This window comes from Comamonas antarctica (genome assembly GCF_013363755.1).
Lineage (GTDB): Bacteria > Pseudomonadota > Gammaproteobacteria > Burkholderiales > Burkholderiaceae_C > Comamonas > Comamonas antarctica.
The window spans coordinates 75,650-89,492 of sequence record NZ_CP054840.1 but is presented as its reverse complement, the minus strand read 5'-3'; the positions used below and the strand labels follow the sequence as shown (position 1 = coordinate 89,492).

11 protein-coding genes are annotated in these 13,843 nt (G+C 66.8%); 7 read left to right on the top strand and 4 right to left on the bottom strand.

Translation table 11 applies throughout. The annotated features are described in order from the left end of the window. Window positions 1-3 precede the first annotated feature (3 nt). Window positions 4-633, top strand: a complete 630-nt coding sequence (locus tag HUK68_RS00415) for a response regulator transcription factor (RefSeq protein WP_175502409.1) — start codon at window positions 4-6, stop codon at window positions 631-633. A gap of 68 nt (window positions 634-701) precedes the next feature. Here HUK68_RS00415 and HUK68_RS00410 read toward each other — a convergent pair whose 3' ends face one another. Together HUK68_RS00410 and HUK68_RS00405 are read right to left on the bottom strand one after the other, a co-directional pair. Then, window positions 702-1,355: a YiaD family glycine zipper/OmpA-like lipoprotein gene (locus HUK68_RS00410; protein WP_175502408.1), complete on the bottom strand. Its 654-nt coding sequence runs from the start codon at window positions 1,353-1,355 to the stop codon at window positions 702-704. Window positions 1,356-1,462: 107 nt separating this feature from the next. Then, window positions 1,463-1,615: a hypothetical protein gene (locus HUK68_RS00405; protein ID WP_175502407.1), complete on the bottom strand. Its 153-nt coding sequence runs from the start codon at window positions 1,613-1,615 to the stop codon at window positions 1,463-1,465. On the opposite strand from HUK68_RS00405, the gene mltA reads away from it, so the two are divergent. Then, a complete protein-coding gene (mltA, locus tag HUK68_RS00400; protein ID WP_175502406.1) occupies window positions 1,548-2,780 on the top strand; it encodes a murein transglycosylase A in 1,233 nt (410 codons plus the stop codon). The two genes, HUK68_RS00405 and mltA, sit on opposite strands and share 68 nt — an antisense overlap. A 155-nt stretch (window positions 2,781-2,935) precedes the next feature. Further along, entirely contained in the window at window positions 2,936-4,054 is a 1,119-nt protein-coding gene (locus HUK68_RS00395) for a hypothetical protein (RefSeq protein WP_175502405.1), read from the top strand. Between the two features lie 25 nt (window positions 4,055-4,079). On the opposite strand, the gene HUK68_RS00390 is transcribed toward HUK68_RS00395, so the two are convergent. Both HUK68_RS00390 and HUK68_RS00385 read right to left on the bottom strand, forming a co-directional pair. Beyond that, the gene (locus tag HUK68_RS00390; protein ID WP_390887771.1) at window positions 4,080-5,789 is read right to left on the bottom strand and encodes an MFS transporter; all 1,710 of its coding nucleotides are present in this window, start codon (window positions 5,787-5,789) and stop codon (window positions 4,080-4,082) included. Window positions 5,790-5,885: 96 nt separating this feature from the next. Beyond that, a complete protein-coding gene (locus HUK68_RS00385; protein ID WP_175502404.1) occupies window positions 5,886-6,389 on the bottom strand; it encodes an Lrp/AsnC family transcriptional regulator in 504 nt (167 codons plus the stop codon). A 153-nt stretch (window positions 6,390-6,542) separates the two neighbouring features. On the opposite strand from HUK68_RS00385, the gene HUK68_RS00380 reads away from it, so the two are divergent. From HUK68_RS00380 to secF, 4 genes are all read left to right on the top strand, one after another. Further along, entirely contained in the window at window positions 6,543-10,187 is a 3,645-nt protein-coding gene (locus HUK68_RS00380) for an indolepyruvate ferredoxin oxidoreductase family protein (RefSeq protein WP_175502403.1), read from the top strand. 365 nt (window positions 10,188-10,552) lie between these two features. Next, window positions 10,553-10,888: a preprotein translocase subunit YajC gene (yajC, locus tag HUK68_RS00375; protein ID WP_175502402.1), complete on the top strand. Its 336-nt coding sequence runs from the start codon at window positions 10,553-10,555 to the stop codon at window positions 10,886-10,888. A 91-nt stretch (window positions 10,889-10,979) separates the two neighbouring features. Then, entirely contained in the window at window positions 10,980-12,872 is a 1,893-nt protein-coding gene (gene secD, locus HUK68_RS00370; protein WP_175502401.1) for a protein translocase subunit SecD, read from the top strand. Window positions 12,873-12,883: 11 nt separating this feature from the next. Continuing rightward, window positions 12,884-13,834 (top strand): protein translocase subunit SecF, encoded by a 951-nt coding sequence (gene secF, locus HUK68_RS00365; protein ID WP_175502400.1) that lies wholly within the window; start codon window positions 12,884-12,886, stop codon window positions 13,832-13,834. Window positions 13,835-13,843: the final 9 nt, after the last annotated feature.

The following is a 13,843-nucleotide window of genomic DNA, read 5'->3' as shown; positions in this document are numbered from 1 at the left end:
CCCATGGAACCCGTACAAAACGCCACCGTCTACATCGTGGATGACGACGCCGATGTGCGCGAAGCCCTGGCCTGGCTGCTGCGCTCGCGCCGGCTGCTCAGCGAGTCCTTCGACTGCGCCGAATCCTTTCTCGAGATGCTGCAGTCGCAGTCGCCGGCGCGCCATCCCTGCTGCCTGCTGCTCGACATGCGCATGACCGGCATGAGCGGCCTGGCGCTGTTCAACCAGCTGCTGGCAGAAGGACAGCTCGCGGCAATGCCGGTGATCTTTCTCACCGGCCATGCAGACGTGCCCACGGCCGTCGACACCGTCAAGCGCGGCGCGTTTGATTTCTGCGAGAAGCCGTTTTCGGACAATGCGCTCGTCGACCGCATCGAGCAGGCACTGGCGGCGTCGGACCAGCACCTGGCGCGCATGCGCGAGCGCGATGCACTGCGCACGCGCCTGACCGAGCTGACCGACCGCGAGCGCGACGTGATGCGCCTGGTCGTCGAAGGCATTCCCAACAAGCTGATTGCCGACCAGTTGGACATCAGCGTGCGCACGGTCGAAGTGCACCGCTCGCGGGTGTTCGACAAGATGCAGGTGAAGTCGGCCGTGGAGCTGGCGAATCTGCTGCGGCACGACGGCTGAAACGGCAAAGGCCCCGCGCGGGGCCTTTGGCAGGGCGCTGCAGGCAGCGCCCGGGGTCAATGCGGCGCTCAGCGTGCCTGGCGTTCGCCCACGAAGATCTCGACGCGGCGGTTGCGCGCGCGGCCTTCGTTGGTGCTGTTCGAGGCAATCGGCTCATACGAGCCACGGCCATCGGTCTGGATGCGGGTGCCGCCCACGCCGCGCGAGGTCAGGTAGTTGCGCGTGCTGTTGGCGCGCTGCAGCGACAGCGGGTTGTTGATGGCGTCGGTGCCGGTGCTGTCGGTGTGGCCGATGATGCGCACGTCGGTGTTGACGTTGTTGCGCAGGCTGTCGGCAAAGCGGTCGAGCACCGGAGCGAAGTTGCTCTTGATGTCCGAGCGGCCGGTGTCGAACGAGATGTCGCTGGGGATGTCCAGCTTCAGCTGGTTGTCATTGGTCTGCGACACCGCAATGCCCGTGCCCTGGGTCGCGGCTTCCATTTCGCGCTTTTGCTTTTCCATGTTCTGCGACCAGATGTAGGTGCCCAGTGCACCCACGCCCGCGCCCACCACGGCGCCGGTGCCGGCCTTGCCGCCCGTGGCCGAGCCCAGCACCGCGCCAGCCAGCGCGCCCACGCCGGCACCGGTGGCCGTGCGGCGCTGGGTATCGGTCATGCCGGTGTTGGCGCAACCCGTGATGAGCATGACTGCAGCCGTTGCCGCTACCAAGATGTTTTTGCGCATAGTGGACTCCTTCTTGAATGATTGGTGCTCTGATGGCATGTGCCCGGGAGCTGGTGGCAGCCAGCGTAACAGCCCTGTCCGGGCACTTCCGTAGGACAGACGCGATATCAGGGCGGCGGCTGCCGGGGCGGGGCGGCGTCATCGGCCGCAGACGCCGGGGGCTTGAGTTCCCCGCGCGTGCGCCCGGAAAACATGGTCCACCAGACAATAGCGATCAAAACGACCAATGCCAGCAACGCTTCAAGCAAAATCAGTCCCATGAATCTCAACCTCCTGCGCCTTGCGACAATGGCGTTGATTGTAGGAACCCTTGCCGCGTGTTCCACACGCCCCATTGCCACGGCCGATCCTTCCCCCATTCCGGACCTGCAGCCGCATGCCACCAGCCCCGCGCCGCTGGCCGGCGCGCCGGTGGCATTTCCCAAGAGCCGCTGGCAGCCGGTGGCCTGGAGCGAGCTGCCAGGGTTTGAAACCGATGCCCTGCACGAAGCCTGGAACGCCTGGGTCAAGAACTGCGAACGCCCGACGGCGGCCTTTGCCGGGCTGTGCAGCGAAGTGCGGCGCCTGAGCATTGCCTCGGGCGAGGAACAGCGCGCCTGGATGCAGGCCAAGTTCCAGCCCTACCGCGTCGAGGCCGGCGACGGCAACGCCGACGGCCTGCTGACCGCCTATTACGAGCCCCAGCTCGATGCCGCGCGCCTGCCCGGCAACGGCTACAACGTTCCGCTGTACCGCGTGCCCGCGGGCTTCGGCACGCGCAAGCCCTGGTATACGCGCCAGCAGATCGACACCCTGCCCGAAGCCCAGGCGGCATTGGCCGGCCGCGCGATTGCCTATCTGCGCGACCCGGTCGATGCCATGATCCTGCACATCCAGGGCTCGGGCCGGCTGCGGCTGACCGAAGCCAACGGCCAGGTGCGCCAGGTGCGCGTGGCCTATGGCGGCACCAACGACCAGCCCTACAAGAGCGTGGGCCGCTGGCTGCTCGACCAGGGCCTGGTACGCGACGCGACCTGGCCCGGCATCAGCGCCTGGATCGCCGCCAACCCGGCGCGCGTCAACGAAATGCTGTGGAGCAATCCGCGCTATGTGTTCTTCCGCGAGGAGCCGCTGGAAGGCCTGGATGCGGAGTTCGGCCCCAAGGGCGCGCTGGGCGTGCCGCTGACGCCGGGCCGCTCGATTGCCGTGGACCGCCAGAGCATTCCCTATGGCACGCCGGTCTGGCTGTCGACGCCCGGTCCGACGGTGGCGCTCAACCGCATGGTGTTCGCCCAGGACACGGGCAGCGCCATCCTGGGTGCGGTACGCGCCGATTACTTCACCGGCTGGGGCGTCGAAGCCGGCGAGATCGCGGGCCGGCTCAAGCAGAACCTGCGGCTGTGGACCTTCTGGCCACGCCACCTGACGCCGGGCGCCAGCCGCTGACGATGCATGCCGACGCCACGCCAGTAAGACACTTAAATAGCCAAATACTATTTAATTTGCATTTTCGATAGATAAATCACTACACTACCCCGACCTTTGCGCCGACCCACAGGCGCGGGCGCTTCTGGCGGCGCGGGTATGTAGCAGCGCAAAGAATGAAAGCTGCCTGGCGGCCAGATTTCATTCCTTCACTGCAATCCATCGACATGCCTTTTCATCCCAACAATTCCACCGCACTTCCCCCCGCCGCACCGCGCGCCGCGCCTGGCGCCCGTTTCGACCCCTGGGCTTGCGACGATCTTGACGGCACCGACAGGCTGGACCTGGAGGGAGCGATCCTTGCGGAACTGGAGTTCACCATCGCGCCACGCCAGCCCGTCCCGCCCTCGGAGTGGATGATTGCCCCGGCACAGCGCCCGTCGGTGATCGAGATCACCACGCACATGCCCGCCGCGCGCCCCTCGGACCAGGAGACCTTTTCGCCGCTTCACCTGCGGCGTGCCGGCGTGCAGGACGACCCGCTGGCGTCGCCCGCCATGACACAGCCCGGCATGCGGGATATCGCCGGCACGCCGCTGAACAGCCCGCCCGCGGGGTCGCATCCGCAACGCATCGTGGCCAACGGTTTTTCGTATTCCGACGAGCTGCTGTCCAGCCCTGGCGGCAATCATCCGCCGCTGAACCTTCCTTCACCGGAGTTCGACAGCATCCATCAGGTCATGCGGATTCCACGGCCGCCTGAATCGATGGTGCCGCCGTCGATGCCGGGCCAACCCGTGTCCAGCATGCTGGGCAATCTCCCCGAGATACCCGGCACGCCAGACTCCGTGGGATTCCAGGCCGACATTGCCATGCCGGCTTTTTCCATGACCTTCAACATCGCCACGCTCACGCCTGCGCGGCCGACGACCACGACGACCACCACCTCCACGCCCCAGAGCGCACCGCCCATCCTGGAGCGGCTGCCGGCCGTCCCGCCCGCGCACGACCTGGCACATCGACAGGACGATCACGTGTACCTCCACGCGCTGGTGAGCGAGCGCAGCCATCTGTCCTTGCTGGAAAGTGGCTTGGGGGAACTGCACAACTTCGCGCCGGGCGGGCAGGAAACCCAGCAACTGACAAGGTACGTGTTCGATGCGTACGAGACGCACCTGCGCAACCGGCAGCTTGCCGTTACCGAGACGGCGCGCGATGGCACCAGCAGCGACACCAGCAGCGATGACGAAGCCGTGGAGTTCGTGGGCAGCCCTCCCAATCCCCACGCCATGTAAGCAGTGCGGGAGCGGCCCTTGCGGCCTAGGAAGACTCGGCGAAGTAGCGCGTGACGCGCGGCGGCCCTTCGCCCACGTGGAAGGCCAGCTTGCGGTCGCGCAGCGAGACGTCGTAGGCCGTCACGCGGTCGAAGCGGCGCAGGTGCTCGGTCCAGGATTCATCGATGATCTGCTCGACGAAGCGCTCGGGCTGGCTCATGCTGTGCAGCAGGCTCCAGCCGCGCGCGCCCTGGCGCATGCGGCTGCGCCGGCTTTCCTGCATGAGCTGTCGGAACTCCTGCGCGCGCGCCGGGTGGATGATGTACTCGATGGTCACCACCACGCGCCCGGCCTCGGGCGCCATCGTCGCCTCGGGCGCCTTGAAGGCCTGCGACGGGCTCAGGTCTTCCTCGATCTGCCGGTCGGATGAAAAGCGCTGCACCAGCAGCATCGCCACCACGCCGCTGACGGCCGCGATGATCAGGCTGGTCGACACCGTGGTGATCGATGCCACCTGGCCCCACAGCGCCGCGCCCATCGCCGTGCCGCCCATGATGGACATCTGGTAGATCGACATGCCGCGCGCGCGCACCCAGTTGGGCAGCGACATCTGCGCCGCCACGCCGAGCGTGTTGGCCGTGGAGATCAGCGCGATGCCGGCCAGCAGCATGGCGATCACCGCCACCGCCAGATGCGGCGCCAGCGCCACGGTGATCGTGGCCAGCGCCTGTGCGCTGACGCCGGTCAGGATCAGCTTCTCGCGCGGCAGCGCCTGGCGCAGCCGCGGCAGCAGCGTCGCGCCGATGATCGCGCCCGCGCCCATCGAGGCCAGCAGCAGCGTGAAGGTGCTCGCGCCGCCCTCGCCGCCGGCATGCAGTCGCTGCGCGACCAAGGGCATCAGCGCCATGATGGCCGTGGTCTGGAAGAAGAAGCAGATGGTGCGCAGCAGCACCGCGCGCATGCGCGGCGACTCGCGCACGAACTGCAGGCCGACGCGCATCGCGCTGGGCAGGCGCTCGCGGCCCAGCGGGCTGTCGGTATGCTGGCGCTTCCAGCGGATCAGCACGAAACCCGAGATCACCGACAGCGTGGCGTTGAGCACGAACACCCAGGCGCTGCCCAGGCTGGCGATGATCGCGCCGGCGACCAGCGGGCCGATGATGCGCGAGGCATTCATGGCCACCGCGTTGAGCGCCATGGCCGAGGGCAGCTGCGGCTTGGACACCAGTTCGGGAATCAGCGCCGAGAACACCGGCCAGCGCATCGCCAGGCCAATGCCGTTGGCAAACGTGAGGGCCAGCAGCAGATAGGGCGTCATGTAGCCCGACAGCACGGCCAGGCACAGCACGACGGCCACGGCTGCGACCCAGAACTGGGTGACGATGAAATAGCGCCGCCGGTCGAGGATGTCGGCCAGCGCGCCGCTGGGCAGGCCCAGCAGGAACACCGGCAGCGTCGACGCCGACTGCACCAGCGCCACCAGCACCGGCGAGGTGGTGAGCGAGGTCATCAGCCAGGCTGCGGCCACGTCGTTCATCCACATGCAGGTGTTGGCCGCGACCCAGACCAGCCACAGCATGCGGAACGTGGGCTGGGTCAGCGGTGCCCAGACCGCCTGCGCCGCCTTGGACTGCGCGGCCTGGCTCGCGGACGCCTGGGCGCTGGCGCGGTCGGCATCGGCCATGCGCGACGGGTCTTCGAGCAGCGCCTCGCGATGCGCCCCCCCTGGCGGGCCCGAGGCATGGCCGGATTGCATTTGCGGGAGCGGGGGCGATGGTGGCGATATCTCTTCTGGCATGTCACCGGATTCTGCGGGCAAAGCGGGTTTTTTGCTTGCCCGGCTTCGTTTCATTTACCGGTTGTAGCCATTGCCCTGCCCCGGGCGCAGCAGATGCGCGAGCGGCAGCGCGGCGCTGGCCTTGATCTCGCCGAGCGAAAAGCTGGTCTGCACGTCCTTGACGTTGGGCAGGTTCAGCAGCACGTTGCGCGCGAACTGCGCAAAGCTGTCCAGGTCGCGCGTCACCACCTGCAACTCGAAGGTGCCCGAGCCGCTGATGTAGTGGCAGGACACCACTTCGGGGATCTTGCGGATCGCCTCCTCGGTCTCGAGCGTCAGCGGCCCGGAGGTGCGCACCACGTCCAGGCGCACGAAGGCCAGCACGCCCAGGCCGATCCGGTGCCGGTCGATCTCGGCGTGGTAACCCTTGATGAAGCCCGCCTCCTCGAGCGCGCGCACGCGGCGCCAGCAGGGCGCGGCCGACAGGCCCACGCGCTGGGCGAGCTCGGCGTTGGTCAGGCGCGCATCGGCCTGCAGCTGCGTGAGGATGGCCACGTCGAATTTGTCCAAAGTATCCAAAATTACCCACTCCTGAGCAAGAATCTTTCTGAGGATAGCCAAAACAGCGCAAATAAAGCAATCACTTATCCTCAGCACAGGAATACACTGGACTGACATAAAAGCTCAAAAAGCTGCCGTCCATGGCAATTCCATACCGATGGAGACAACACGATGAATGCCCCCCTGCCCGAGCACCTGCGACGCGCGCTCGAAACCGTCACCCTCGACGACAAATACGTGCTGCCCCAGGGCCGCGCCTTCATGAGCGGAGTGCAGGCGCTGGTGCGCCTGCCGATGCTGCAGCAGCAGCGCGATGCCGCCGCCGGCCTGCGCACCGCGGGCTTCATCAGCGGCTACCGCGGCTCGCCACTGGGCACCTATGACCAGGCGCTGTGGGCCGCGCGCAAGCACCTCGCGCAGCACGACATCGTGTTCCAGCCCGGCGTCAACGAGGAACTGGGCGCCACCGCCGTCTGGGGCACGCAGCAGCTCGACCTCTACCCCGACAAGAAGAAGTTCGACGGCGTGTTCGGCATCTGGTACGGCAAGGGTCCGGGCGTGGACCGCTGCTCCGACGTGTTCAAGCACGCCAACATGGCCGGCACGGCACAGCATGGCGGCGTGCTGGCGATTGCCGGCGACGACCACATCAGCAAGAGCAGCACCGCCGCGCACCAGAGCGACCACATCTTCAAGGCCTGCAGCACGCCGGTGTTCTTTCCCAGCAGCGTGCAGGACATCCTCGACATGGGCTTGCATGGCATTGCCATGAGCCGCTTCTCGGGCCTGTGGTCCGGCATGAAGACCATCCAGGAGGTGGTCGAGTCCTCGTCCAGCGTCTCGATCGATCCGGATCGCGTGAAGATCGTGCTGCCCGAGGATTTCGTGATGCCGCCCGGCGGCCTGCACATCCGCTGGCCCGATGCGCCGCTGGAGCAGGAAGCGCGCATGATGGATTACAAGTGGTATGCCGCGCTGGCCTATGTGCGCGCCAACCGACTCAACTACAACGTGGTCGAGGGCCCGCATGACCGCTTCGGCCTGATTGCCAGCGGCAAGGCCTATAACGACATGCGCCAGGCGCTGGTCGACCTGGGGCTGGACGATGACGTCTGCCGCCAGCTCGGTATCCGCGTGCACAAGGTCAACGTGGTCTGGCCGCTCGAAGCCACGATCACGCGCGAATTCGCGCGCGGCCTGCAGGAAATCCTGGTGGTGGAGGAAAAGCGCCAGGTCATCGAGTACCAGATCAAGGAAGAGCTCTACAACTGGCGCAGCGACGTGCGCCCGAACGTGCTGGGCAAGTTCGACGAAGGCGAAGGCGATACCTCGGGCGGCGAATGGAGCCAGCCCAACCCGAGCCAGAACTGGCTGCTGCGCGCCAAGGCCGACCTCACGCCGGCCATCATCGCCAAGGCCATTGCCAAGCGCCTCACCAAGCTCGGCGTGCCCGAAGACATCGTTGCGCGCATGAACCAGCGCCTGGCGGTCATCGATGCGCGCGAGCGCGCGCTGGCCGCGCCGCTGGCCGAAACCGGCGAGCGCCAGCCCTGGTTCTGCAGCGGCTGTCCGCACAACACCAGCACGCGCGTGCCCGAAGGCTCGCGCGCGGTGGCGGGCATCGGCTGCCACTACATGGTCAACTGGATGCCCGACCGCAACACCTCGACCTTCACCCAGATGGGCGGCGAGGGCGTGACCTGGGTGGGCCAGCAGCCGTTCACCACCGAGGGGCATGTGTTCGCCAACCTCGGCGACGGCACCTACTTCCACAGCGGCCTGCTGGCCATCCGCCAGAGCATCGCGGCCGGCGTCAACATCACCTACAAGATCCTCTACAACGACGCGGTCGCCATGACCGGCGGCCAGCAGGTCGGCGAGCGCCCCGAGGGCCATTCGGTGGCGCAGATCGCGCACAGCCTGCGCGCCGAAGGCATCGTGAAGCTGGTCGTGGTCACCGATGATCCGTCCAAATACGAAGGCCGCACCCACCACGTCAAGGGCAGCGCCGCGCGCGCCGGCCATCCCGAGCTGCTGGACGACCTGCCCCACGGCGTCGAGGTATTCCACCGCGACGAGCTCGACCGCATCCAGCGCGAACTGCGCGCCATGCCCGGCTGCACCGCGCTGATCTACGACCAGACCTGCGCCACCGAGAAGCGCCGCCGCCGCAAGCGCGGCACCATGGCCACGCCCGACCGCGTGGTGGTCATCAACGAACTGGTCTGCGAAGGCTGCGGCGACTGCTCGGTGCAGTCCAACTGCCTCTCGGTCGAGCCCGTCGAAACCGAGTTCGGTCGCAAGCGCCGCATCAACCAGAACACCTGCAACAAGGACTTCTCCTGCCTCAAGGGCTTCTGCCCGAGCTTCGTCACGGTCGAAGGCGGCACGCTGAAGAAAGCCAAGAAGGAAAAGAAGGGCCAGCTCGAGCTGCTGGCGCCGCTGCCCGAACCGGTGCTGCCGCTGGCCGAGAGCGCCTGGGGCATCGTGGTCGGCGGCGTGGGCGGCACGGGGGTCATCACCATCGGCTCGCTGCTGGGCATGGCCGCCCACCTCGACGGCAAGGGCGTGGTCACGCAGGACGCGGGCGGCCTGGCGCAAAAGGGCGGAGCGACCTGGAGCCACATCCAGATCGCGCAGCGCCCCGAGGCCATCTACACCACCAAGGTCGATACCGCCAAGGCCGACCTGGTGATCGGCTGCGACCCGATCGTCGCGGCGCACAAGTCGACGCTGGCCGTGATGCAGCCGGGCCGCACCTTCGTCGCGCTCAACGACCATGCCACGCCCACGGCGGCGTTCGTGCACAACCCGGACTGGCAGTTCCCCGGCGGCAGCTGCGCCAGCGCCATCGAGGGCGCGGTCGGCACCGGCCTGGTCGGAAGCTTCGATGCCGAGCAGGCCGCCGTGCAGCTGCTGGGCGACAGCATCTACACCAACCCGCTGCTGCTGGGCTATGCCTGGCAGAAGGGCCGCGTGCCGCTGTCGCATGCGGCGCTGATGCGCTCCATGGAGCTCAACGGCGTGCAGGTCGAGAACAACAAGGCGGCGTTCGAATGGGGCCGCCGCTGCGCCCATGACCTGGCCGAAGTGCAGGCGCTGTACCAGGCCAGCCAGGTCATCCACTTCGCCAAGAAGCCGGCGCTGGCCGAGATCGTCGCCCGGCGCGTGGAATTCCTCACCGGCTACCAGAATGCCGGCTATGCCGACCGCTACCGCGCGCTGGTGGCCCAGGTCGAAGCCGCCGAGCAGCCGCTGGGCAAGGGCACGCGCCTGTCCGAAGCCGTGGCGCGCTACCTGTTCAAACTGATGGCCTACAAGGACGAGTACGAAGTCGCACGGCTGCATACCGACCCGGCCTTCACGGCCAAGCTCGGCCAGATGTTCGAGGGCGACTTCAAGCTGGTGCACCACATGGCACCGCCGCTGCTGTCGCAAAAGGACGACCAGGGCCATCTGCGCAAGAAGGCCTTCGGCCCCTGGGTGCGCAATGCGTTTGGCGTGCTGACCCGGCTGCGCGGGCTGCGCGGCACGCCCTTCGATGTGTTCGGCTACACCGCGGAGCGCCGCATGGAGCGCGCGCTGATCGAGGAATACCGGGCCGACATCGCCGAGCTGCTGCAGGGGCTGAGCGCAGAGCGCCTGGCGCTGGCGGTGGAGATCGCCAGCCTGCCCGAAGGCATCCGCGGCTACGGCCACGTCAAGGAACGCCACCTCGAGGCCGCGCGCGCCAAGCGCAAGGAGTTGATGGCGCAATGGCGCGCACCGGCGCGGGTGGCGGGAGAGACCTCGCAGCGCAGCGCTGTGACGCACTGAGGTTGGAAGGGGGAGGCTCCTCCTTCGACCGAGCCGCGCAGGATCGAGCCGTGGTGGACCGGGGCGCGCGGGACCGGGCCGCGCAGGCAAGCTCACCACGAACGGTTTTCACCGTTCGCCCTGAGCCTGTCGCAGGGCGAACGTCCTATCCTCCAGTACCTGGCCTCTCCCCAGGGAACTTGTCACGCCCGCCCGGCCCAAAGCCTGGCGGGCGTGGTGTTTTCCGGGAGCCAAATACCCAGATGGCTGCGGGTCGGCCCTGTGGCCGATGAGAAACACCCGCATACAATGTTCCGTTACCCGTCCGGCGCAACGCGCGCCTGGAGCGCCTCTTTTTTCGACCATCCACTCCTGGAGTCCTGACCGTGTTTATTTCTTCCGCTTTTGCCCAGACCGCCCCTGCCGCTGCTGCCGAGGGCGCAGGCGTCATGGGTTCGCTCACCGGCATGCTGCCGCTGGTGCTGATGTTCGTGGTGCTGTACTTCGTGATGATCCGCCCGCAGATGAAGCGCCAGAAGGAACACCGCGCGATGATCGACGCGCTGGCCAAGGGCGACGAAGTCGCCACTGCCGGCGGCCTGCTGGGCAAGGTCACGGGCCTGTCCGACGGCTTCGTGCAGGTCGAGATCTCGCCCGGTGTCGAAGTGCAGATGCAGCGCAGCGCCGTGACGCAAGTGCTGCCCAAGGGCTCGGTCAAGTAATTTTTCGCTGTCGAAGACCTGTGTCTTCCCCTGGCCTGGCACCTGAACGCAGGCTGCCGGGCCCTGCTTTCTGAGAGATACGAGCGCGATCATGAACCGATATCCGGTCTGGAAGTACGCGATCATCGTGATCGCGCTGCTGGTGGGTGTGCTGTACACCCTGCCCAATTTTTTCGGTGAAGCGCCTGCGGTGCAGGTGTCTTCGGCCAAGGCCACCGTCAAGGTGGATACCGCTGTGCTGCAGCGTGTCGAGGAGGCGCTCAAGGCCGCGAATGTCGTGCCTGACACCTTGTCGCTGGAAGGCACCTCGGTGCGCGCGCGCTTCAACACGCCCGACGAGCAGCTCAAGGGCAAGGATGCGATCCAGCGCGCGCTGGTGCCCGATACCAATGACCCGGCGTTCATCGTGGCGCTGAACCTGGTGTCGCGCTCGCCCCACTGGCTCACCGCCATCGGCGCCAAGCCCGTGTACCTGGGCCTGGACCTGCGCGGCGGCGTGCACTTCATGCTTCAGGTCGACATGCAGGCCGCGCTGACGAAGAAGGCCGAGTCCTTCACCGGCGACCTGCGCAGCAGCCTGCGCGACCGCAACATCCGCCACGGCGGCATTTCGCGCGAAGGCCAGAACATCGAGATCCGCCTGCGCGACGAAGCCTCGCTCACGGCCGCGCGCAACCTGATTGCCGACCAGTACCCCGACCTGCAGACCACGAGCCAGCCCGATGGCACCGACTTCCGCCTGCGCGCCTCGATCAAGCCCGAAGCGCTGCGCAAGGTGCAGGACCAGGCGCTCAAGCAGAACATCGTGACGCTGCACAACCGGATCAACGAACTCGGCGTGGCCGAGCCCGTGATCCAGCAGCAGGGCCTGGACCGCATCGTCGTGCAACTGCCCGGCGTGCAGGACACCGCCAAGGCCAAGGACATCCTGGGCCGCACCGCGACGCTGGAAGTGCGCATGGTCGACGAATCCAGCGAGGCGCGCGCCGCCGAGATGGGTTCGGGCCCGGTGCCGTTCGGCGCCGAGAAGTACCTGGACCGCAACGGCCAGGCGGTGATCGTCAAGAAGCAGGTCGTGCTGACCGGCGAGAACCTGACCGACGCCCAGCCCGGCTTCGACAGCCAGACGCAGGAACCCACGGTGAACCTGACGCTCGACGCCAAGGGCGCGCGCATCTTCAAGGACATCACGCGCGAGAACGTCGGCAAGCGCATGGCCATCGTGCTCTTCGAGAAGGGCAAGGGCGAAGTCGTGACGGCGCCCGTGATCCGCGCCGAGATCAGCGGCGGCCGGGTGCAGATCTCGGGCCGCATGACGACCATGGAAGCCAACGACACCTCGCTGCTGCTGCGCGCCGGCTCGCTGGCCGCACCGATGGAAATCATCGAGGAATACACCATCGGCCCGAGCCTGGGCGCCGACAACATCGACCGCGGCATCCACTCCGTGGTCTGGGGCTTCGTTGCCATTGCCGCCTTCATGTGCGTCTACTACCTGATGTTCGGCGTGTTCTCGACGGTCGCGCTGTCCATCAACGTGCTGCTGCTGCTGGCCATCCTGTCGATGCTGCAAGCCACGCTGACGCTGCCCGGCATCGCCGCCATGGCGCTGGCGCTGGGCGTGGCCATCGACTCGAACGTGCTGATCAACGAGCGCATCCGCGAGGAGCTGCGCGGCGGCGCCTCGCCGCAGGCCGCGATCAACGCCGGCTACCAGCATGCCTGGGCCACGATTCTCGACTCCAACGTGACCACGCTGATCGCCGGCCTGGCGCTGCTGGCCTTCGGCTCGGGCGTGGTGCGCGGCTTTGCCGTCGTGCACTGCATCGGCATCCTGACCAGCATGTTCTCGGCGGTGTTCGTCTCGCGCGGCCTGGCCAACCTCTGGTACGGCAACCGCAAGAAGCTCAAGCAAATCTCGATCGGCCAAATCTGGAAGCCCGAAGACGCATCTGAGATGCGCTCGGTCGCGGCCAAGAAGTAAGGAGGAAGAGCATGGAATTCTTCCGCATCAAAAAAGACATCCCGTTCATGAAATACGCGTTGGTGCTCAACGCGATTTCGCTGCTGACTTTCGTGCTGGCGGTGTTCTTCCTGCTGACGCGCGGCCTGCACCTGTCGGTCGAGTTCACGGGCGGCACGGTGATGGAAGTCGCCTATGTGCAGAGCGCCGACGTGGGCAAGGTCCGCGAGACCATCTCCGGGCTGGGCTACGCCGACGTGATCGTGCAGAACTTCGGCACCTCGCGCGACGTGATGATCCGCCTGCCGGTGCAAAAGGGCGTGACCTCGGCGCAGCAAAGCGAGCAGGTGCTCACTGCGCTCAAGGCCGCCGACCCTGAAGTCACGCTGCGCCGCACCGAATTCGTCGGCCCGCAGGTCGGCGAGGAGCTGGTGCACAGCGGCCTGATGGCGCTGGGCATGGTGGTGCTGGGCATCGTGATCTACCTGGCTTTCCGCTTCGAGTGGAAGTTCGGCGTCGCGGCCGTGATCGCCAACCTGCATGACGTCGTGATCATCCTGGGCTTCTTCGCGTTCTTCCAGTGGGAGTTCTCGCTGGCGGTGCTGGCCGGCGTGCTGGCGGTGCTGGGCTACTCGGTCAACGAGTCGGTCGTGATCTTCGACCGGATCCGCGAAGCCTTCCGCAAGTTCCGCAAGCTCAGCACGCCCGAGGTCATCGACCACGCGATCACCTCGACCATGAGCCGCACCATCATCACCCACGCTTCGACCGAAGCCATGGTGCTGTCGATGTTCTTCTTTGGCGGCCCCAGCCTGCACTACTTCGCACTGGCGCTGACCATCGGCATCCTGTTCGGCATCTACTCCTCGGTGTTCGTGGCGGCCGCCATTGCCATGTGGCTGGGCGTCAAGCGCGAAGACCTGGTGAAGGCGCCGAAGAAGGACCATGACGCCAACGACCCGAACGCAGGGGCGGCCGTGTAGCAACAGGGC